Origin of the sequence: Bradyrhizobium sp. R2.2-H (assembly GCF_004346455.1) — a bacterium.
Classification (GTDB): Bacteria; Pseudomonadota; Alphaproteobacteria; order Rhizobiales; family Xanthobacteraceae; genus Bradyrhizobium; species Bradyrhizobium diversitatis.
In genome coordinates, this window is record NZ_SMBR01000017.1 from 1 (window position 1) to 19,119 (window position 19,119).

Consider the following 19,119-nt stretch of genomic DNA (forward strand, 5'->3'; position numbering starts at 1 on the left):
GGGAAAGCCATCTGGCGCGACCGATTAATCGACATCGGATCGTCATCGGCAATGGCGCCATCAGGGTAACATTCGCAGATGCGGCAATACGGGGGTCAAAGTTCGGCGCTTATTTACAAGACGGTTCTCCTACCGAGTTTCCCGACATGAAACCTTGGGAAGTGGCCGTTGCGAGGAAAGTTTTGACAGCAGCTCGTATCAGTCCAAGAAACTGACTCCGCTTACGACCAAGTGTTATCAGTCAGCTAATTGACTCCTGGAACATGCCAGCGGCGGCCGCATCGCCGGAGTGATCCTGTGGGAGCTGGGATTTCCGAGAATCTCATTGTCGAGCCGGAGAGCTTATCCGATCAGAGCTGCTGGACCGCCGCGTCGCCCAAACTCAAGCTCCAGACCCGATCAACGATTGATTAACCATATCTGCAAGCAGTCGTCGCACTCGCCCTATTCGCCTAAAAAGTGTAATAGACTATTAACTATCGAAGATCGTTGCAAAACGGGGGAGGAGATTTGCAGCGCTGGCTGGCTGTCGCGGCCCTTTTCCTGATCAGCGTCCACGCCGCTTTCGCCGGGCAGGTGCGCGGCGTGCCTCAAATCGTTGACGCGGACACAGTCTACATCGGACTGACCAAGATCCGGTTCAACGGAATCGACGCCCCGGAGACCGACCAAATCTGTCTGGATGCTGCCGGCAAGACATGGACGTGCGGCATCGAAGCAAGGGAGCAACTTCGGTCCTTCAGCAAAGACCGGACGTGGTCTTGCGAACTGACCGGCACGGACGTCTACAGGCGGTCGCTGGGTTTCTGCACTGTTGGAGGGGAGAACGTATCGCGGTGGCTTGTTCAAAACGGCTGGGCTTTGGCATTCCGCCGCTATTCCACCGAATATGTGGCCGACGAGGATACGGCGCGCGAACATCAAAGCGGCCTCTGGGGTGGGACCTTTGTAGCTCCATGGGATTGGCGGCACCGGAACAACTCGACGGTCGTATTGGGCGCGCTCGCTGTTCCCACCACGGCACAGCGGGCCCTGGTCTCGAACTCTCTAGCGGCTCCCACACCGCCTGTTGGCAATTGCTTGATCAAAGGTAATTTGAGCAGCGCAACACAATGCATATATCACGTCCCGGGGGGCCGCTTTTACGATCGTCTCAGTATGCAGCCCAGGTCATCGCGCCGGTGGTTTTGTTCCGAGGCCGAAGCGCAGGCGGCCGGCTGCCGTAAATCGAAGCTCTAATTGCGAAACAACAATGGACCGTTCTCAAACCCGGCTCTCTCCAATCGCGCGTCTATGGGCCCTCCTTAACAAGCCTCCTCACGACTACCGCCCAGCTACCACCGTTTTCGTCGATCTCAACGTTGATCGGGTCGCTGACGAACTGAGGTTGACGAGCCTGGGCCGAGATCGGGGTTCCCAGAACCGTCCCTCATCAGATGTGCAGACGATGGACGACGTCGAGCATCTCATCGTGGAAAGGGTTGAGGCGCACAAGCAGGATTCCCACTCTGTCTATCAGGATCACCTGCATACGTACGAAGAACGGATGGCCTCGCTTAGCTTTGAGGAGCTTTTCGCGGTCATCCAGCAGACCGCGCCGGAGGCCGTTGGCGACTTTGAGGCCGAAGCGACGATGGGGCGGGACGAGCTATTCGTTCATCGCCGCCGCCTCCATGAATCCGAGCTGGAACGCGAGGCGTTCCGGAGGCTGCATCGGCTGCAGCGACCCGGTCGGCTTGCGACTCCCGGAAAAATCATCCTGAAGGTCGGGCTGCTCGCGATCCTTTTCGTCATCGAGGTTGCGGTCAATGCCGGGTTTTTGGCAAAGGCCAATATGGGGGGCTACATTGGGGCCGCGATCCAGGCGGCGACCTTTGCCGCTCTGAACATTTTGGCGAGCTTCCTGTGGGGCCTGGTGCTGATCAGGCCGATCTTCCACCGTAACCTCCTGCTCAAACTCGTCGGGGCCGCCTCCTTCATTGGCTATCTAGCCTTTGCTGGCGCGCTGAACTTGACCCTAGCGCACTTGCGTGAAATGCCGCCCAAACTCAATGGTGAGGTCGGTCAGGATGTTCTACATCGTCTTCTAACCGCGCCATTCGACCTGACGGACGTCAATTCCTGGGTGTTTGTCAGCATTGGCCTGGTCTTCTCTTTAGTCGCAATGGCCGACGGCCTGACGTTCTTCGATCCCTACATTGGTTATGCCGGCCTCGAAAGACGCTGGAACGATGCCAGCAAACAATTCACGGATCTCAAGAGCGAGTTGATCGAGAGGTTGAGGGAAATTCGGCAGGACGCCACTGAGGTCATGAATCTGGCATCCACTGATCTCTCCAAACGCCGCGGCGAATACGATTCGATCCTCCAGGGCCGTGCGCGGCTTGGTCAACGTTTCACACAACAGCAAAATCAGATTGAAGCGGCAGGCCGCTCTCTGCTTGGGCTTTATCGCGAGGCGAACCGAAAAGCTCGGTCGACGCCGGCTCCCGCCTCCTTCGAGAAGCCGTTTATTCTGGAGCGGATCATTTACGCGAATGCCGAACCGGATTCGAGCGCGCGGGAACGCCTGCGGCAAACAATTGATGAGACCCAGGGTCTCCTGAAAGACCAGATCAAGGCAATCAACGAAGCTTTCGAGCGTGCCATGCGGTCCTACCGCGAAATCGACCAGTTCTTTCCGGAGAAGGGAGAGAAGGGTGGCTAGACCTCATCCTCGGCGGCGCAGTTCGTCTGGCATCGGCTGGCCGGGGTATCTTGGCATAGCCCTCTTTTTCGTCGCGCTCTGCAGTGGTGCCGCCCTAGTGTATCTGGCGTTTTTCACAGAGAAGCCGCCCTCCCTCGCTCAAGACAGCCTGTGTCCGGTCGACGGACCTCGGGGAGTTACGGTGATATTGATTGATACGTCAGATGATTTGCCTGATGCCACTCGGCGCGAGGTTTTCGGCCTGCTCGATGAAATCATCACGACGCTGCCGCCTTATTACAAACTAGATATCCGCGTGCTCGATGTTGCTGGCTCGCGGAGCCGTTCGCTGTTCGCCAAATGCAATCCTGGCGACGGAACCGGCTTAAGCGAGTGGACCAACAACATCAGTGTTGCGCGGCAGCGCTGGGTCGAAAGCTTCCGTAAGCCGGCACAACAGGCCATCGATAGCAGCGTATCGCCTGCGCGAGCCGCTTCCTCGCCTATCATGGGCGCTATCCAAGACATCGCGATCGGGGAATTTTCCGGCAGCGTCAGGCAAAGCACCCGGAAGACGCTCTACATCATCTCCGACATGATCGAGTCCACGAAAGATTACAGTCAGTATCCGCGGTCTGGCGATCTGTCCTATCAACGCTTCAAACAGTCTCCCGCGTACAGGAGGTACTGGACGGAGTTAAATGACGCGACCATTTTTGTGCGGCTCGTCACTCGCCAAGTGAATGGCAAGCCGGTCGTCGACGATCGCCAGCTCATGCAATTCTGGCAGGAATGGATCTCCGACAATCACGGCCGGGTCGGCGGGCTCAAGCGCCTGCAGGGAGCATAGCTGATGGCGCCGACAGAAAAAGGCAGGGGATTGCCGCCGGGCTTGCTGAGCGGCCTATTGTTTTTCGCAGTAGTGCTGGCCGGAGCCGGTTACATCGTTTTCTCCAAGCTGAGCGATTTTAGCCCGATCGTTGTGACGATAGTGCCCGTCGTCGTCATGATCGGATATGCGCTCCTTCTCGCCCTAGCGCGCCTCTTTCGGCTTCGAGACGACCAATCCGGCGACAATCTCTACTACATGGGCTTTCTGTTCACGTTAACGAGTCTCGGTGTCTCGCTCTATCAGTTCTCGGCCGATGGCGGTGCCGAGCAGATCGTCAGGAATTTTGGCATTGCTATTGCCTCGACGATCGCTGGCATCGCCCTCCGCATTTTCTTCAATCAAATGCGCCGAGACCCCATTGAAGTCGAGGCCACTGCCCGCCTGGAACTCGCTCAAGCCTCAAGGAAGGTGAAAGTCGAGCTGGAGAGCACGATACTTGAGTTCAATTCCTTTCGTAGGATAACACAACAAGCCCTGGGTGATGCGCTCGACGAGTTGAAGGAAACCTTGGGGGAAACTCGCAAGGAGCTAGCCGGGGAGATAAAGGATTTTGCTGCCACCGCCCGCCAGCCTCTAGAAGATGCTTCAAAACGCTCTGGTGAAGCCCTCAACATGATGAACAGCCAAGCGACGAGAACTTTCGAAGCCATGTCCAAGCAGCTGGTGGAACAGGGGGACCGGCTGACGAGAAGCACTACAAGTATGATTAAGGCCATTGATACCGTCGTCGGCAAACTGACCTCGCTGCAGACACCGGAGCAGATCATCGAGATCAAGCTTGCACCGATGATCCAGGGCCTCTCGCGCGCCGTCAATTCATTCGGCAAGAGCGCGGAGACCCAGGCAAAGGTCATGGAGGAAAACCTCCGGCAAACGCAGGCTCTCGCGGCGGCACTGAACGAGCTAATGAACGAAATCCGCGCGGAGAACGCAGAACGGTATGCTACTGGCCCCTGGGCGGGCCGGGGACATAACACCTGAGCGGAAACCATGGCAATAGCTGAAGGCCAGATTAGCAAGCAAAACTCCTCGTATCGTCAGGGCCTGGTGCTCGGGCTGACGATGGCCGAGATCATGCTCCTGCTGGTGTTCTGCCTGCTCATCGCCATGGCGACCTTTATTCTGAAGGAACAAAAAAGAAGCCAGGCTGCAGAAAACAAAGTCAAGGAGCTGCTCGCTGACAACAAGCGCAATGAAGACCTTGTACAAGCGCTCAGCAAGAACGACTCGCTCGTCGAGAAAATCAAGGCTGTCGCGGGAAGCAACGATCCGCAGGCGATCGATCAGCACTGGCGGGAGCTGGTCGAAGGCCGCGCAGCGGCGGACGAGCTGAAAAGGTCAGGCATGTCGCTGACAGAACTTCGCGAGCGGATTGAACAAATCAAAACCTTGGATGCCAATGGGATCAAAGTAGACCAAGCGATTCAAGACGCGAATGCTATAGCGGCCATCAATCGAGTGCTCGCAAAACCGGGCGACGCCCCCCTATCTACACAGGCCATCATTGAAGCGCTCAAGCGTACCACACCTATCGGAGGCTCGCCTGGCCATCTGTGGCCACCGATTATCAGCCTCAGCGAGGCCGACGGTAATTTTTTCAAGAGTGGGAGCGCCGAACTTTCTCAACCCTTCCGAGAGAGCCTCCAGACAACGATCCCCAACAAAGTCCTGAAGTATATCAAAGAGTATGATGTGGATGTCGTCGAGGTAGTCGGTCACACCGACGAGCAGCCCCTCGGCGTGCATCAGTCCAACTTGGACCGCGATCTGCTCCCGGTTCTGAAGGGCAAGACGGAGATTGGGAAGCTAGTTCCAGCCGACAACGCCGGCCTCGGGCTAGCCCGCGCCGTTTCAGTCGTGAGCGTCCTCAAGCAAAGTCCGGAGCTTGCAAACTACAAGATCCTTCCGCTCTCGGGCGCGCAGCTCGTGAATACCGATGAAACCTTGGCGACTGAAGGTATTCCCGCAAGCATCCAGCAGCGACGCCGTATTGAAATTCGGCTTCGGAAGTCAAGCGCTCGCGAAGCTACGGCAACCATTTCGCCGCCCGCTCCCGCTCGCGTGCCTGCCGTCCCGCCTCGTCCGGTACGGGCTCCGGTGAAGCCAAGGCCTCCGGCGTCTCCTGCACCCATATCACTATTACCGCGGCAACCCTCGCCAGCACCCAAGCCGGCAACGCCGCCCGTTAGCCGCCCCTCGCCGGGGACAGCAGCGGTAGCACATTAAACGCTGAGCATCGTATCTGGGTATTAGACCTCCGCCTCGAGCAGGCCTTGCTCATTCGGCAGCCTCAGCAGGAGAGCTTTTAAGCTCCGCAAATTTCGCCGCCATCGTTGGATTGCCCCGGGTCAACTTCTTGATTGTCACATCCTGCGCTTTGTCATTTGCAAGCCGCAGATTGCGATCGGCACCGATCAATGCGTCCTTGGTCTTCTGCAGGTGATCGATGGACTTGTCGATCTCGGCAATCGCCGTCTGGTAGTGCCTGGAGGCCAGGTCGTAGTTCTTCGAGAATGCGGTCTTGAAGGTTTCAAGCTGGTTCTCGAACTGGGTGATGTCGATATTCTGCGCTTTCAGGAGCGCCAGCTCGGTCTTGTACTTAAGCGAATTGATAGCCGCATTCCGCAAGAGCGTAATCATCGGGAGGAAGAACTGCGGCCGGATAACATACATTTTAGGGTAGCGGTGGAAGACGTCGACAATGCCCGCGTTGTAGAGTTCGTTGTCCGGCTCAAGCAATGAGACCAGGATGGCATATTCGCAGCCCTTTTCGGTCCGGTCCCGGTCAAGCTCCTTGAGGAAGTCCTCATTCTTGCTCTTCGTCGTGGTCCTGTCGCTTTCGTTTTTCATCTCGAACATGATCGAGATGATCTCGGTCCCGGCCTCATCCGAGTCCCGGAAGATGTAATCGCCCTTGCTGCCGGTCCGCGCGTCATTGTCCTTCTCGAAATACGCCCGCGGAAAGGCCATCGAGCGCACCCGGTTGAACTCGGTCTCACAGTGCTGCTCTAGGGTCTCGCCGACCATCTTGGTCGACAGGCGCGCCTTCATATCTTTCAGGCGTTCGATCGCGTCGTCACGGTCCTTGATCTGCGTTTCGTACTTGTCCTTGAGCGACTGCTCAGAGAGCTGCTTTTCAAGCTGGATCTGCTTGATGCCAGTTTTGAGCTCATCGCGCTCCTTCTCGATCGTGCCGACAGCCTCGGTCACTGCGAGCTTTTTCTCAAGCTCAAAGGCCTGGAGCTTGGCCTTCAGCTCCTGAATTTCCTTTTCCTTGACAGCAGAGGCCTTGTGCAGCTCGCCAGCCAGCAGGGCATCGGAAAGCTCCGAGGCCGCTTTCTTTTCGCGCTCGGACTCGGCCAGCGCATTCGCGAGCCTGTCACGTTCCTTCTCTACGGCACTCAGTGCCTCGGTGACCGCGAGCTTCTGCGCAACTCCACTGGCCTCAAGCTTGGATTTCAACTCCTGGATTTCTGCGTCCTTAGCGGCCGTGGTCCTCTGCATATCGCTGCTGACCTTCGCCTTGGCCAATTCCACAGCGTTCTGCTTTTCGCGCTCGGCCAATTCCAGCCGTTCGTGCAGCTGCTTTTCAAAGTCTCCATCACGGACCTGCTTTAGAATCTCCGCATAGCCGGATTCGTCGACCTTGAAGGCCTTGTCACAGTGTGGACAGATGATCTCGTGCATATTTCCTGTCCGAAAGACCGGGGCTGTTGCCGCTGAAGCCGAGGGTAAACGTTGCCCCGACCTGGCCAGTTGGCTGTCGGGCGGCCCCTCGTTTGCGAGAACAAAATTAGAACATGCCGACCTGGATGACAAGCTACGCGCAGCCCTCCCGGGCATTCTCAGCGGGAAATCCACGGTTTTCGATGGGAACGGGGATGCCGGGGCAAGAGCCGTGGGCGCACGCTACCAAACGGAGCGCTTCCACCAACGAGGGGAAACCATTAGCACCGCCCGTGGGACCCGGCGCCGCACCGCTAGCTGGAGCCGAATCGTTGTAAAGTGGCAGCCGTCAGGAGGTCGCTCAGATGCTGAATAAGAGTCTGATGCTGCTGAGCGCGATGGCGTTCTGTTTGACGACCGTTAGCATTCTGCTTTCCGACGTCCAGCAACGCGCCCTTTCGCTATGGAATATCCGCGCTTGGTCTGCCATGGACCAATGTCGGCAAACCCTGGTGTCCAGCGGCGCCGGCAAGCTCATGCGCGAAGACACGCCGCTCATCACGGCCCTGGCGACCGCGGGAATGCTTTTGATTACGCCGCTCTGGATGGCGGTTTTTGCGTTGTTTCTGATACCGAACGGCGCCGCCTTCTTGGGCGGACTGCTTTTCGCGTGCGAGGGGGCGCTAGATTGGAAGGGCGCTGAAATCGTCGCGCTGACCGGTGCTATTGCTGGCGTGTCGCTGACCGGCGTGATCATTACGATGAAGCAATTCTTTTTGGCAACGACGATCCTGGTCGTCGCCGCGTTACTGCTTCCATTGTCCGCCCTCGAGTTCGTCGCCAGGCGCATTGCTGAATACGATAAAGGCCCTCTCGTTGCCCTGGGCGTTCTCGTCACGGCTGCGCTGGCTTTCTTCAAAGCCTTGCTGTGACCGCGTCGCGGCTCTAGCCCCTCTTGCGAATCACTTCGTCCTTCCGCACTTAGTGGGCAGCTCTCGCTACTGCGCACTACCCGCGGCACAGGGCTTCCCCGCGGAGGGGAGAGGTCTTTCCGTAGGCCTTCGCCAATGCGAATTCGAGCAGATCGCAAACGGAGCCCAGACTACGGGCTAATTGGAGTTTCATACGATTTCTGACGGGGCGGATTAATCGCCCATCGCAGTGGTGGAATGACTGCGTAACCAGAGATCGCCCAAGGCGTGTAAAACCGCCGGGCGATCTCATGCGCCCGGCAGGGAGATGTCCTATGCCCTCGGCGCAAAGCCTCCAGATCAGTCTCTTCGGCCTGTCGGCCTCTGCCAACGGAGAGACGGCCGTCTATTCGCTTGCCGTCGTCGCGCTCGCCTTCATTCTCTACCTGAGTTGGCGTCGGCGCTGATGTTGGCGTCATTTCTTCGACAGAAGCCGCAGCCGGGTATTCAGGTGGGCCACCGGCAGCCGCACCAACGGATCGTTGAGCCAGGCCTCAAGGCATTGAGCGAGCTTCACGCTGGCGAGGAGGCTGCGGTTATGGATCTCGTCGGTGACCCAGATGACGCCGTGGACCTCGCAACCCTTACTGACTGCCACGTTGCGAAGCTCGGCGTCACCTGTGAGCAGGATCGAACTCTTGTTGTCTTCCGCCAGAACCAGGGAGAAACAGTCCTCGGCCGTCATCGGCATCCCGTCGAGGTCGCCGACCGGGAGTCCATCCCTCCAGCGCCGCTCCGAGCGGCGGGCGGCGGCCAGCGCGCGATCTGCGTCAAGCAGGGCAAAAGCATTTGTCAGCGACGCAACACGTTCTGCATGTTGCAGCGCAGACCGCGTGACATCGACCGGCGATAGCTGGCCTTGTCGATACTTGTGACGCAGATCAGAGAAGGATTGCTGATGAATCACTGTTGGCTTTCCGAACAAGAATGACCGCGGTCGGGAATGTGACGTCAGAGCATCAGGCGGGCCGGATCGATGATGCGCAATTGCTTGCCTTTGACCTCGATGATGCCCTCGCTGCGAAGGCGCTTGAGCGTGCGCGTCACCGTCACCCGCGATGCGCCGGTCATGGCGGCGATCTGTTCGTGGGTCAGCGATATGCCGATGACCGTGACGCCGCCCTCGCGGACGCCGTAGAGTTCGGCAAAACGGTTCAGGAGCTCGGAGATACGCTTCTCCGGCTTGGGCGAAGCCAGATACTGCGCCCGGATTCCAAGGACGCGCTGCTTCATCGCGGTGATGCGCAACAGCGCCACGGCAAGTTCGGGGAAGGCCCGAAAAGCCTCCTCGATGCCGCTGGTATCGAAGACGATGACATCGGTATCCTCCAGCGCGATCGCGGAGGAAAAGCGAGGACTTCCGTCGAAAGCAGCGCCCTCGCCGCAGACCGCCCACTGCCCCATGACTTCGAGGACGAACTCCGAACCATCCTGGCGGAAGGCGGATATCTGAACGTGTCCTTTCAGCACGAAATAGAAGCAGGAGTCGGTCTCACCCTGGTGATATAGAAACTCGCCCTTCTTGAACGTGCGCCGCTTTCCCAGATGCACTGCCCGAATCAAGGGTCCGGCGACGGCATTGTCGAGGCGCCATGTTTCGGTGGAGCGCGATCTGGGCAGGGCTCTTGGATTCATGAGGGTGTGAAGCGGATCACCTCGCGGCCGCCACGGCCTTGATTTCGATCAACAGGTTGGGCCTCGCCAGCGATGCAATGCCGAGAATGGTCCAGGCCGGAAACTCGCGGGTGATGAATTCGTCCTTGATTTCGCGGAAGGTCGTCAATTGCTCGTCGATCCGTACGTGATAGGATACGAGTTCCACCAGATCCTCGAAACCAAGCCCCTCATGCTTGAGGATCGCGCCGAGGCGAGTGAAGGCCAAGCGGATCTGTTCGGCCGCCTCGTCCGGGACAGTGCCGTCCGGACGAATGCCAACCTGGCCGGCGATGAAGACCAGCCCTCCGGCCCTGACGGCAGGCGAGTATTTGAACAGGTCGAAGACCTTGTTGCCGCCGAAAGTGGGATCGTTTTCCGGAAGTCGCAGGCGCTGGATGTTGCTCATGGATTTTGCCTTTTATGGACGGGGTCGGGAGATGACAAGGCGTCAGATGCGCGCGTTTGGTGGCAGGGCCAATCCCAGCAGCGCACGCCCGTAAAGCTCGGCAGACGGATTGGCCTGCATCAGGAAGTGCGCAGCCATGCTGTGCAGGTCGCGGAAATAGCGCTCGACCGGGCCGAGTGGCAGCAGGCTGCCGCCGAGATTGCGCACGAGATCGTTGCTGGCGGCGAGCGCCGTATCGCAGATGGTGGAGCCGTTGGTGCGGTAGCGGGTCCGCTGCTCGATGCTGAATTCCCGGCCGGCGACGGCCTGGTCCCACATTTCATCGACGTCGTGCATGAGCTGATTGAAGGCCATGTCGATCCTGCTGGCCGCCTTGCCGAGCTCCGCGAGCGAAAAACGGTCTTCGGTCTGCGGCGAGCTGAGGCCGGCGGGGATGCGCTTCTTGACCGTCTCGATGTAGATGTCGAGCAGCCCCGAAGCTACCGCGACGATGGGTGCTGCGACCGACATCACAAACAGGCTGGTATGCGGGATGCTGTACATCGGGCCCCGGTTGCGCTCGGTGCCCGGCACCTGCGAGCGCTGCACGTCAAGCCATCGCAGCGTTCGATAGACGGGCACGCGTTCATCGCTAAGATAGACGTCCTTGCTGCCGGTGCCCTGCATCCCGAAGACGTTCCAGCTTTCGTGGTCGATGCGGAAGCTCGCCTGGGGGACCAGAAGCAGGCGCTGCTCCTTACCTCCCTCCGCCGCCGGCACCTCCACCAGCACCGCGGCCCAGTCCGCAACGTCGATGCCGGATGCATAAGTCCATTTGCCGCTAATACGGTAATGTTCGCCGTCGAAGGCCGCATCGACGCCGCGCCCGACATTTCCGGTCAGCGCGATCACCACGGCGTCCTTGCCGCCGGCGAATACTTCGTCCTGCGCCGCGACGGGAAACATCCCGGCCATCCATGGGTGCAAGCCGGCGAGGCTCAGTATCCAGGCGGTGGCGCTGTCGCCGCGGGCGATTTCCCGTGCCACCCGCCACAGCACCGAGGGACGCATTCCGTAGCCGCCGTTCTCCACGGACCGGCAGATCCGGAAAAAGCCGGCCTCGCGCAGCCGTCGTGCGATGTCGTCGGAGATGCGCTTGTTGGCGTCGTGGCTCGAACCGGCCTGCTTCAAGTGCGGAATGAGATCGCGAGCGGCCGAAATAAGACTATCGGCAGTAACCGCGTTGGATGCAAAAATCTCGTTCATGAACCCTCACAGGATTGGACGGAATGAAGCGGAGACGCCGACCGGATACAGGCGTCAGGCGGCAAGGGTCACGTCGCTGTACTTGCCGGCGGCGTAGATCAGCGCCGGAGCCACCGGGTCGGCGGCCGCCATTTCGACGACGGCGCCGTAGATCACGGTATGGTCCCCAGCCCGGTGCTGCGAATCGACCCGGCAGGAAAACGAAGCATTGGCTCCGATCAGCAAGGGCTCCGCCATGACGCCCGACGTCCATCGCGCCGGCGATGCCGCCTGCGGAGAGCCGCCGTAATGGCGCGAGATGTCATCCTGCCCAGCGGCGAGCACATTGACCGAGAAAGCACCCCTTTCCAGTAGTGTAGGCAGCAATCGGCTCTCATTGCGGATGCAGACGAGCAGCAGCAGCGGATCGAGGCTGACGGCCGTGACCGCATTGGCTGTCATCGCCGCGACACCTTCCCCGGCCCTGGCGGCAATGACGGTGACGCCGGTAACGAACCGTCCCATCAGGATGCGAAATCGCTGTTGTGGTGCAAGCATTGGCGGCCTTCACGGAAATTGCGTGCTCAATCTTTGCCCAGTCTAGAGCCGCCGAAATGCTCATGTCTGTATCCGCGGATACCGCCCGCCGATGGTTTTGGCGAAAAAATGAAAACGGAGGATCTTGTATCGGCGGATACAGACACCGCCGAAGCCGGCCCCCTAGATTCAAAACTTGCGGTCGCCGTCGCTCCATCCGCCGGGGCGGAGACGCGGCACCAGGAAGCCCGGAACGGTCGTTGTCGCGCGTCGATCGCTCCTCCCATAGCGCACCTTCAACGGGGAAGTTCGCATCATGCGAGGCATGCTCAGAAAAACCATCGGCGGCATGGCGTTCGCCGCCAGCATCATGAATTCGGCGATTGCCGCCGAGCCGATCAAGGTCGGCTCGGTGCTGTCCGTGACCGGTCCGGCAGCCTTCCTCGGCGACCCCGAATTGAAGACCCTCCAGATGTATGTGGACGATCTCAACAAGAAGGGCGGCCTGCTGGGCCGGCCGCTGGAGCTCGTACATTATGACGACGGCAGCGACGCCAACAAGGCCAACGCGTTCGCCAAGCGCCTGATAGAGGACGACAAGGTCGACTTCATCGTGGGCGGGACGACCACCGGTTCAACCATGTCCATGGTGCCGCTCGTCGAGAAGGCCGGCGTGCCCTTCATGTCGCTCGCCGGCGCCGTCGTCGTGGTCGAGCCGGTCAAGAAGTGGGTATTCAAGGCATCGACCACCGACCGCATCGCCGCGGAGCGCGTCCTGACCGACATGAAGAAGCGCGGCATGACCAAGATCGCGCTTTTGTCCGATACGGCCGGCTTCGGCCAGTCGGGCAAGGCGCAGACCGAGTCGGTCGTCGGCAAATACGGCATCACGCTGGTCGCCAACGAGACCTACGGGCCGAAAGACACCGACATGACCCCGCAGCTCACCAAGATTCGCAACACGCCGGGTGTCGAAGCCATCTTCGTGTTCGGCTTCGGTCAGGGCCCGGCCATCCTGACCAAGAACATCAAGCAGCTCGGCATCGAGCTGCCGGTCTATCACGCCCATGGCGTCGGCTCCGACGAATTCATCAAGCTCGCAGGCCCCGCGGCGGAAGGCGTTCGCGCGCTGGCGCCGGCGCTGATGATCTCCGACAAGCTCCCGGGCAGCGATCCGCAAAAACCGATCGTGGCCAACTATGTCAAGGCCTTCGAGGAACGCTGGAAGGACCGCGTCTCGATGTTCGGCGGCCAGGCCCACGACAACTTCTTCATCGTTGTCGACGCCATCAAGCGCGCCGGCTCCGTCGACAAAGCGAAGGTTCGCGACGAGATCGAGGCGACCAGGAAGTATATCGGCACCGGCGGTGAGGTGACCATGACGCCCACGGACCACATGGGACTGGATTTGTGGTCGCTGCGCATGCTTGAAGTGAAGAATGGGACCTGGGTCGAAGCCCAATAGATAGCCATAACCTCTCGAGTGGTCGGCGGCGCGCCGGAGACCTCCGCGCGCCGCCCGATCCGATCGAAGACGCAGGTCGCGTGGAAAGACCGATCGATGTTCGCCGAATTTCTTCAGTTTCTTTTTTCCGGCCTTACGATCGGCGCCACCTATGCACTCGCCGCGCTTGGCTTCACCATCATCTATAACGCCAGCAACGTGATCAACTTCGCCCAAGGCGAATTCATCATGCTAGGCGGCATGCTCGCGGTGTATTTCACCGACGCCGGCCTGCCGATGCCCGTCGCCCTACCGCTCGCGGTTCTGATCCCCGCGATAGCCGGAGCGCTGATGGCACGGCTCACCATCGAGCCGATCAAAGGGGCCGAAACCGTCACCCTGATCATCGTCACCATCGGCGCCTCGCTCGTCATCCGCGGCCTCATTCAGGTCTGGCTGGGCAAGGCGTCCCACGGCCTGCCGGCCTTCTCCGGCGAGAAGCCAATCCGCTTGCTCGGCGCCACGCTGATGCCGCAAAGCCTGTGGGTCCTCGGCGTATCGGCGCTCCTGGTGCTAGCGCTCTGGTATTTCTTCAACCGCACGCTCACCGGCAAGGCGATGCTCGCCACCTCCTTCAATCGCGTGGCCGCCGAATTGGTGGGCATCAACACCGGCTGGGTACTGTTCATGAGCTTTTCGTTGTCCGCCGGCCTCGGCGCGTTAGGCGGAATTCTGGTCACGCCGATTACGCTGACGTCCTTCGATGCCGGCATCATGTTCGGCCTCAAGGGCTTCGTCGCCGCCGTGGTCGGTGGGCTCGGCAACGGTCTTGGCGCCGTGGTCGGCGGACTTCTCGTCGGCGTGATCGAAGCGTTCGGCGCCGGCTACCTGTCGTCGGCCTACAAGGACGCCATCCCCTTCGTGCTGATCCTGTTCATTCTCTTCTTCATGCCGCGCGGTCTGTTCGGCGTGAAGATCACCGATCGCGTATGATGATGACGCGACGCTACCTCGGACTGTATCTGGTCGCCGCCACGATCGCGGTGCTGCCGCTTCTGATCCCTAACGGCTTCTATCTGGATCTCGTCATCCGCATGGGGATCAATGCCGTGATCGTTCTCGGGCTGAACCTGCTGATCGGCTTCGCCGGCCAGATCAGCATGGGGCACGCCGGGTTCATCGGCATCGGCGCCTTCGCGACGGCGGTTCTGCCGACCCATTTCGGCTGGCCTCCCTTTGCCGCCCTGCTGGCGGGCGCCGCGGCCGCGGGCCTGCTCGCCGCCTTCGTCGCACGTCCGATATTCCGCCTCAAAGGACACTATCTGGCGATGGCCACGCTGGGCCTCGGCATCATCATCAATATCGTGCTCCGCAACGAGGCGAAGTACACCGGCGGCCCGGACGGCATGCCGGTGCCGCCCTTCACTCTGCTCGGCCTCACCGTCGACGGCGACCGCCAATGGTACTGGATCGTCTCGGCCATTCTGATGGTGAGCGTGTGGGCCTCGATCAACCTGATGAATTCGCCGTTCGGCCGGGCGCTGCGCGCGCTTCATGGCTCGGAGGTCGCCGCCCAGGTGGTCGGCGTCAACATCACTCGCTACAAGGTCACCATCTTCGTGATGTCGGCCGTCTTCGCGAGCCTGATGGGCAGCGTCACCGCACATTATGTCGGCTTCGTCTCGCCTGCCTTGGCCGATTTCGGCCATTCGATCGAACTGATCACCATGGTCGTGGTAGGCGGCATGGCGTCGGTCTTCGGCTCGCTCGTCGGCGCAGTGCTCCTGACCGCCTTGCCCCAGGCGCTCGCCACCTTCGAGGGCTGGGAAACCGTCGCGTTCGGCGTGATCCTGATCCTCTGCATGATCTTCATGCCGCGGGGGCTGGTCCCGACCCTGGCGGCGCGGCTTGGCGGGAGACGGCCATGACGCTGCTGTCCGTCGCTTCCGTGTCGAAGATCTTCGACGGCGTGAAGGCCGTCCAGAACATCTCTTTCGAGGTCGATCGCGGGATCATCTTTTCCGTGATCGGACCGAACGGCGCCGGCAAGACCACTTTGTTCAACCTTATCACCGGCGTTTACGTGCCGAGCGAGGGCGACGTCCGCATCGACGGCGTCTCGGTTGCCGGTAAGCCACCGCATGAGCTGGCCGCGCTTGGCGTCGCCCGCACCTTTCAGAACCTGCAGATCTGCATGAACATGGACGCGTGCGAGAACGTCATGGTCGGCGCGCATCTGCGGCTCGACCGCAACCTGCTCAAGGCGGCGTTTCGTTTCCCGGCCCTGGCCCGGCGCGATCGCGACATCAAGCAGGAGGCCGAGGAATTGATGCGTTTCGTCGGCCTCGAAGATTACGTCGGCGCACGCGCCGATGGCATGCCCTATGGCGCCCTGAAGCGGCTAGAGATCGCGCGCGCGCTGGCGCTCAAGCCGCGGCTCTTGTTCCTCGACGAGCCGGCTGCCGGCCTCAATCCGAAGGAAACCCTCGATGTCGACGGCCTGGTGCGAAAAATCGCGGATTCCGGCGTGACCGTCGTACTGGTCGAGCACAACATGAAAATGGTGATGAACCTCTCCGACCGAATTCTGGTGATGGATTACGGAAAGAAGCTGGTCGAGGGAACATGCGACGAAATCCGCCATCACCCTGATGTCATCGCCGCCTATCTCGGCGCACACGCGTGAGCTCGAGCATGGAAGCACTCCGGATCATCAGCGAGGAACACCGCAATATCTGGCGGCTGACGAACGCCCTCGAACTGGTTGCCGATAGCATCGAGAGCGAGCAGAAAGTCGACGTCGAGTTCTTCAATTCGGTATTCGACTATGTCGAGCAATTCGTCGATCATTCCCATCACCCGAAGGAAGACGATTTCCTTTTCCGCCTGCTGCGCGAGCGTAGCGCCGCGGCCTGCGTGGTCATCGATCGCCTTGCCCATGACCACCATGAGGCGCCCGGCGAACTTGCTCGTTTGCGCGCGCAACTGGCCGCGGCCACGACTCCCTCGGCCATCTCCTCATTCGCCGCCGCTCTCAAGGCGTATGCTGCCGGCCAAAAAGAGCATATCCGCGTCGAGGAGACCGAACTTCTGCCGCTGGCGCGCGCGGCGCTCGCGCCCGACGACTGGCAGGAGATCGATTCGGCATTCCTCGCCAATGACGATCCGCTTTTCGGCTCGCAAGCGCGTGCCGAATACCGCACGCTGTTTCACCGGCTAGTCAACCTCGCACCCGACTCGATCGGCCTCGGCGGACACAGTGCCGGCGAGCTTTCGGCCGTCGTCGGCGAGAGCGACGTGCTGCTCCGCGTCCGGGCGCTCGAAAGCGCGTACGGCCGCATCAAGGCGCTCAAGGGCATCGATCTGGAGGTGCGACGCGGAGAAATCGTTGCGCTGGTCGGAGCCAATGGCGCCGGCAAGACGACCTTTCTTCGCGCGCTGTCCGGCGTACAGCCGATAAGCGCCGGCCAGATCGTATTCGACGGCCAGAACATCGCGGCGCTGCGTTCCGATCAGCGCGTGCGTCGAGGCATCTGCCAGTGTCCGGAGGGCCGGCAGGTGTTCGGGCCGCTTTCTATCGAGGATAATCTGCAGCTGGGTGCCTTTACGAGGCCCGGCGACGAGGCGCAGGCGGATATCGCCCGAATCTACGCGATGTTTCCGATCCTCAAGGAGAAGCGCGACCTGCCGGCGGGGACGCTGTCCGGCGGCCAGCAGCAGATGCTCGCCATCGGCCGAGCCTTGATGGGCCGGCCCAAGCTGCTGTTGCTCGACGAGCCTTCGATGGGGCTAGCCCCTTTGCTGGTACAGGAAGTCTTCAATATCATCCAGACGCTGAAGACCCAGGGCATCACCATCCTTCTGGTGGAGCAAAATGCCTTTGCCGCCCTCGCCATCGCCGATCGCGGCTACGTCATGGAAACCGGCAGCATAACCTTGACGGGTACCGGCCAGCAATTGCTTGCCAATGACGACGTGCGCGCGGCCTATCTCGGCATGTGACGCCGGCCGGCCGTGCGCTCTCAGAAGATCGCGCCGCTGGCCCAGGCCCGCGAGCGTCGTATCCTCGATGCGCTGACTGCCGCCGAACGCGTAGCACTCGGCATTATCATGAAGAAGCCTGCTGGTGCGGGCGCGCGGTCTGCCATGCGCCCGCACGCAAATAACAAGCAAAAAGACCAACAAAAACAATGAAGTACGCTCGCGATTGACCACCTTCGTCACCGCTTGTTCACGGAGTTTCGGTGGTCAATCGGTGGTCAGTACGCACGCCTTCCTTCCCGCACGCATCGGATATTTTCTTGAACTAACTTATTCGAACAACTGATGCGATGTCCCGCGAGACCGTCCGCACCCGGTAAAGGCCGCAAGCTCGTCATGGCTTGGCAGGCTCGTTTGACCGCATACCGGCTCCAGAGCGAACCCGGAGCGGCTACGAACCCGCCTGATCCTTCGCGCGCCTGTTCTTGGGATCATAGGGGGCCCCGAGCGTGGCCCGCGCTTCCACACGCGTTCCAGCAACTTCAATCTCGTAGCGGCCGGTGTTGACGAAAGCCGCGTCGGTGACACCGCCGCCGTTTGCGATATAGCCCATGCCAAGCGACGTTCCGACGGTGTGACCGAACGTGCCCGATGTGACGCGGCCGACGAGGACGCTATCCCGCCAGATCGGTTCGTTGTGGTAGAGCAGTTTTTCGGGATCGTTCAGTGCGAACTGCACCAACCGGCGCTTCAATCCATGCTCCTTCTGACGCAATAGCGCATCGCGGCCGAGAAACCCGCCGCTCTTGGTCCATGACACGGCAAAGCCGAGGCCGGCTTCGAGCGGAGTGTCTTCATCGGTGATGTCGTGTCCCGAGTGGCGATAGCCCTTTTCCATCCGCAACGAATTCATGGCGTGATAACCGGCAAGCCGCATGCCGGCTGGGGCCCCCTCTTCTCGGACCGCGTCGAATACCCCCTGAACGAATTCAGTCGGAACGTAGAGTTTCCCAACCGAGTTCGCCGACATAGGTGATGCGGCTTTCCCGAACGCGGGCATAGGCGAGGTCGAATTCCTGCGAAGTCGCGAACGGAAACATGTCGTTCGACAAATCGGCGTCGGTCAGGCCTGAAAGTACCTCCCTCGACCGCGGGCCCATCAATCCCACGACGGAATAGGTGGAAGTGACGTCGACCGCAATGGCCCGCGCGTCGTCTGGTATATTGCGCTTGAGCCATGCAAGACCGCGCGTTTGCGTCGCAGCCGCTGTCACAACCAGAAAGCGGGTTTCGCTTTCCCGCGTTATCGTGAGGTCGGCTTCTATGCCACCGCGATGATTGAGCCACTGGGTGTAGACCATCCGGCCAACCGGCACGGAGACGTCGTTGGCGCAGATCTGGTTGAGCACGGTTTCCGCGTCGGCACCTTCCAGGATGAACTTGCCGAACGATGACTGATCGAACAGCCCCACGGACTCGCGGACGGCCTTGTGCTCACCGGCCGAATGGTCGAACCAGTTCTGCCATACGTATATTGGTAGTGGGGCTGATCTCCCTTCGGGGCAAACCAGTTGGGCCTTTCCCATCCGGCGAGTTCTCCGAAGCAGGCTCCGCTCGCAAGCAGGCGGTCGTGCAACACCGAGCGCCGAACCCCAC

The 19,119-nt window shown here is 60.4% G+C and carries 22 protein-coding genes and 1 pseudogene; 15 read left to right on the top strand and 8 right to left on the bottom strand.

The window, feature by feature from the left end:
• The 6 genes from EDE08_RS38910 to EDE08_RS32440 all read left to right on the top strand — a co-directional run.
• Positions 1–215 (top strand): hypothetical protein (locus EDE08_RS38910; protein ID WP_207913150.1); only part of this gene is annotated, 215 nt, incomplete at its 5' end.
• Positions 216–510: 295 nt separating this feature from the next.
• Positions 511–1,239, top strand: a complete 729-nt coding sequence (locus EDE08_RS32420) for a thermonuclease family protein (protein WP_165936299.1) — start codon at positions 511–513, stop codon at positions 1,237–1,239.
• A 208-nt stretch (positions 1,240–1,447) separates the two neighbouring features.
• Positions 1,448–2,707: a hypothetical protein gene (locus tag EDE08_RS32425; protein WP_131873546.1), complete on the top strand. Its 1,260-nt coding sequence runs from the start codon at positions 1,448–1,450 to the stop codon at positions 2,705–2,707.
• A 181-nt stretch (positions 2,708–2,888) separates the two neighbouring features.
• Complete coding sequence (locus EDE08_RS32430) at positions 2,889–3,536, top strand: hypothetical protein (protein WP_131873544.1); 648 nt, start codon at positions 2,889–2,891, stop codon at positions 3,534–3,536.
• Positions 3,537–3,539: 3 nt separating this feature from the next.
• Positions 3,540–4,559 carry a hypothetical protein gene (locus tag EDE08_RS32435; protein WP_131873542.1) on the top strand — a complete coding sequence of 340 codons (1,020 nt, stop codon included), beginning with the start codon at positions 3,540–3,542 and terminating at the stop codon, positions 4,557–4,559.
• 9 nt (positions 4,560–4,568) lie between these two features.
• Positions 4,569–5,804 carry an OmpA family protein gene (locus EDE08_RS32440; protein ID WP_131873540.1) on the top strand — a complete coding sequence of 412 codons (1,236 nt, stop codon included), beginning with the start codon at positions 4,569–4,571 and terminating at the stop codon, positions 5,802–5,804.
• Between the two features lie 51 nt (positions 5,805–5,855).
• Here EDE08_RS32440 and EDE08_RS32445 read toward each other — a convergent pair whose 3' ends face one another.
• A complete protein-coding gene (locus EDE08_RS32445) occupies positions 5,856–7,265 on the bottom strand; it encodes a DUF2130 domain-containing protein (RefSeq protein WP_131873538.1) in 1,410 nt (469 codons plus the stop codon).
• Between the two features lie 344 nt (positions 7,266–7,609).
• Between EDE08_RS32445 and EDE08_RS32450 the strand changes: the two genes are divergently transcribed.
• Both EDE08_RS32450 and EDE08_RS39425 read left to right on the top strand, forming a co-directional pair.
• Positions 7,610–8,176, top strand: coding sequence for a hypothetical protein (locus EDE08_RS32450; protein ID WP_131873536.1), 567 nt, complete (start codon positions 7,610–7,612; stop codon positions 8,174–8,176).
• A 314-nt stretch (positions 8,177–8,490) separates the two neighbouring features.
• Positions 8,491–8,622: a hypothetical protein gene (locus tag EDE08_RS39425; RefSeq protein ID WP_283810581.1), complete on the top strand. Its 132-nt coding sequence runs from the start codon at positions 8,491–8,493 to the stop codon at positions 8,620–8,622.
• 8 nt (positions 8,623–8,630) lie between these two features.
• On the opposite strand, the gene EDE08_RS32455 is transcribed toward EDE08_RS39425, so the two are convergent.
• From EDE08_RS32455 to EDE08_RS32475, 5 genes are all read right to left on the bottom strand, one after another.
• A complete protein-coding gene (locus EDE08_RS32455; protein ID WP_131873534.1) occupies positions 8,631–9,122 on the bottom strand; it encodes a PIN domain-containing protein in 492 nt (163 codons plus the stop codon).
• A gap of 44 nt (positions 9,123–9,166) precedes the next feature.
• A complete protein-coding gene (locus tag EDE08_RS32460) occupies positions 9,167–9,766 on the bottom strand; it encodes a Crp/Fnr family transcriptional regulator (protein ID WP_165936300.1) in 600 nt (199 codons plus the stop codon).
• Positions 9,767–9,866: 100 nt separating this feature from the next.
• Positions 9,867–10,277, bottom strand: a complete 411-nt coding sequence (locus EDE08_RS32465) for a RidA family protein (RefSeq protein ID WP_131873531.1) — start codon at positions 10,275–10,277, stop codon at positions 9,867–9,869.
• Between the two features lie 42 nt (positions 10,278–10,319).
• Entirely contained in the window at positions 10,320–11,522 is a 1,203-nt protein-coding gene (locus EDE08_RS32470; protein ID WP_131873529.1) for an acyl-CoA dehydrogenase family protein, read from the bottom strand.
• A gap of 54 nt (positions 11,523–11,576) precedes the next feature.
• The gene (locus EDE08_RS32475; RefSeq protein ID WP_131873527.1) at positions 11,577–12,059 is read right to left on the bottom strand and encodes a flavin reductase family protein; all 483 of its coding nucleotides are present in this window, start codon (positions 12,057–12,059) and stop codon (positions 11,577–11,579) included.
• A gap of 304 nt (positions 12,060–12,363) precedes the next feature.
• On the opposite strand from EDE08_RS32475, the gene EDE08_RS32480 reads away from it, so the two are divergent.
• The 7 genes and pseudogenes from EDE08_RS32480 to EDE08_RS32505 all read left to right on the top strand — a co-directional run bounded on the left by EDE08_RS32480 (position 12,364) and on the right by EDE08_RS32505 (position 17,676).
• Positions 12,364–13,503 carry an ABC transporter substrate-binding protein gene (locus EDE08_RS32480; RefSeq protein WP_131873525.1) on the top strand — a complete coding sequence of 380 codons (1,140 nt, stop codon included), beginning with the start codon at positions 12,364–12,366 and terminating at the stop codon, positions 13,501–13,503.
• Between the two features lie 96 nt (positions 13,504–13,599).
• Positions 13,600–14,475, top strand: a complete 876-nt coding sequence (locus tag EDE08_RS32485) for a branched-chain amino acid ABC transporter permease (RefSeq protein WP_131873523.1) — start codon at positions 13,600–13,602, stop codon at positions 14,473–14,475.
• A complete protein-coding gene (locus EDE08_RS32490; protein ID WP_319334920.1) occupies positions 14,472–15,410 on the top strand; it encodes a branched-chain amino acid ABC transporter permease in 939 nt (312 codons plus the stop codon). The genes EDE08_RS32485 and EDE08_RS32490 overlap by 4 nt, the downstream gene beginning before the upstream one ends.
• Positions 15,407–16,168 (top strand): ABC transporter ATP-binding protein, encoded by a 762-nt coding sequence (locus EDE08_RS32495; RefSeq protein WP_131873521.1) that lies wholly within the window; start codon positions 15,407–15,409, stop codon positions 16,166–16,168. Before EDE08_RS32490 ends, EDE08_RS32495 begins: the two co-directional genes overlap by 4 nt.
• Before the next feature lie 8 nt (positions 16,169–16,176).
• A pseudogene (locus tag EDE08_RS39235) lies at positions 16,177–16,572 on the top strand (hemerythrin domain-containing protein); the annotation flags it as partial.
• A gap of 210 nt (positions 16,573–16,782) precedes the next feature.
• Positions 16,783–17,484, top strand: coding sequence for an ABC transporter ATP-binding protein (locus EDE08_RS39240; RefSeq protein WP_245524963.1), 702 nt, complete (start codon positions 16,783–16,785; stop codon positions 17,482–17,484).
• 12 nt (positions 17,485–17,496) lie between these two features.
• On the top strand, positions 17,497–17,676 hold the full coding sequence (locus tag EDE08_RS32505) for a hypothetical protein (RefSeq protein WP_131873517.1): 180 nt from the start codon (positions 17,497–17,499) through the stop codon (positions 17,674–17,676).
• A 238-nt stretch (positions 17,677–17,914) separates the two neighbouring features.
• Here the strand turns inward: EDE08_RS32505 and EDE08_RS39245 are convergent, their stop codons facing one another.
• Both EDE08_RS39245 and EDE08_RS39250 read right to left on the bottom strand, forming a co-directional pair.
• The gene (locus EDE08_RS39245) at positions 17,915–18,523 is read right to left on the bottom strand and encodes a glycine cleavage T C-terminal barrel domain-containing protein (protein WP_245524945.1); all 609 of its coding nucleotides are present in this window, start codon (positions 18,521–18,523) and stop codon (positions 17,915–17,917) included.
• Complete coding sequence (locus EDE08_RS39250) at positions 18,453–19,049, bottom strand: hypothetical protein (protein WP_245524946.1); 597 nt, start codon at positions 19,047–19,049, stop codon at positions 18,453–18,455. The genes EDE08_RS39245 and EDE08_RS39250 overlap by 71 nt, the downstream gene beginning before the upstream one ends.
• Between the last annotated feature and the right edge of the window lie 70 nt (positions 19,050–19,119).

Excerpts from the sequence above, each read along its gene's own strand:
- EDE08_RS32490 (WP_319334920.1), top strand. The coding sequence starts at position 14,472 with ATGATGATGACGCGACGCTACCTCGGACTGTATCTGGTCGCCGCCACG.
- EDE08_RS32425 (WP_131873546.1), top strand. The coding sequence starts at position 1,448 with ATGGACGACGTCGAGCATCTCATCGTGGAAAGGGTTGAGGCGCACAAG.
- EDE08_RS32450 (WP_131873536.1), top strand. The coding sequence starts at position 7,610 with ATGCTGAATAAGAGTCTGATGCTGCTGAGCGCGATGGCGTTCTGTTTG.
- EDE08_RS39245 (WP_245524945.1), bottom strand. The coding sequence starts at position 18,523 with ATGCCCGCGTTCGGGAAAGCCGCATCACCTATGTCGGCGAACTCGGTT.
- EDE08_RS32470 (WP_131873529.1), bottom strand. The coding sequence starts at position 11,522 with ATGAACGAGATTTTTGCATCCAACGCGGTTACTGCCGATAGTCTTATT.
- EDE08_RS32465 (WP_131873531.1), bottom strand. The coding sequence starts at position 10,277 with ATGAGCAACATCCAGCGCCTGCGACTTCCGGAAAACGATCCCACTTTC.
- EDE08_RS39250 (WP_245524946.1), bottom strand. The coding sequence starts at position 19,049 with ATGGGAAAGGCCCAACTGGTTTGCCCCGAAGGGAGATCAGCCCCACTA.
- EDE08_RS32435 (WP_131873542.1), top strand. The coding sequence starts at position 3,540 with ATGGCGCCGACAGAAAAAGGCAGGGGATTGCCGCCGGGCTTGCTGAGC.
- EDE08_RS32495 (WP_131873521.1), top strand. The coding sequence starts at position 15,407 with ATGACGCTGCTGTCCGTCGCTTCCGTGTCGAAGATCTTCGACGGCGTG.
- EDE08_RS39425 (WP_283810581.1), top strand. The coding sequence starts at position 8,491 with ATGCCCTCGGCGCAAAGCCTCCAGATCAGTCTCTTCGGCCTGTCGGCC.
- EDE08_RS32485 (WP_131873523.1), top strand. The coding sequence starts at position 13,600 with ATGTTCGCCGAATTTCTTCAGTTTCTTTTTTCCGGCCTTACGATCGGC.
- EDE08_RS32440 (WP_131873540.1), top strand. The coding sequence starts at position 4,569 with ATGGCAATAGCTGAAGGCCAGATTAGCAAGCAAAACTCCTCGTATCGT.
- EDE08_RS32475 (WP_131873527.1), bottom strand. The coding sequence starts at position 12,059 with ATGCTTGCACCACAACAGCGATTTCGCATCCTGATGGGACGGTTCGTT.
- EDE08_RS32445 (WP_131873538.1), bottom strand. The coding sequence starts at position 7,265 with ATGCACGAGATCATCTGTCCACACTGTGACAAGGCCTTCAAGGTCGAC.
- EDE08_RS32480 (WP_131873525.1), top strand. The coding sequence starts at position 12,364 with ATGCTCAGAAAAACCATCGGCGGCATGGCGTTCGCCGCCAGCATCATG.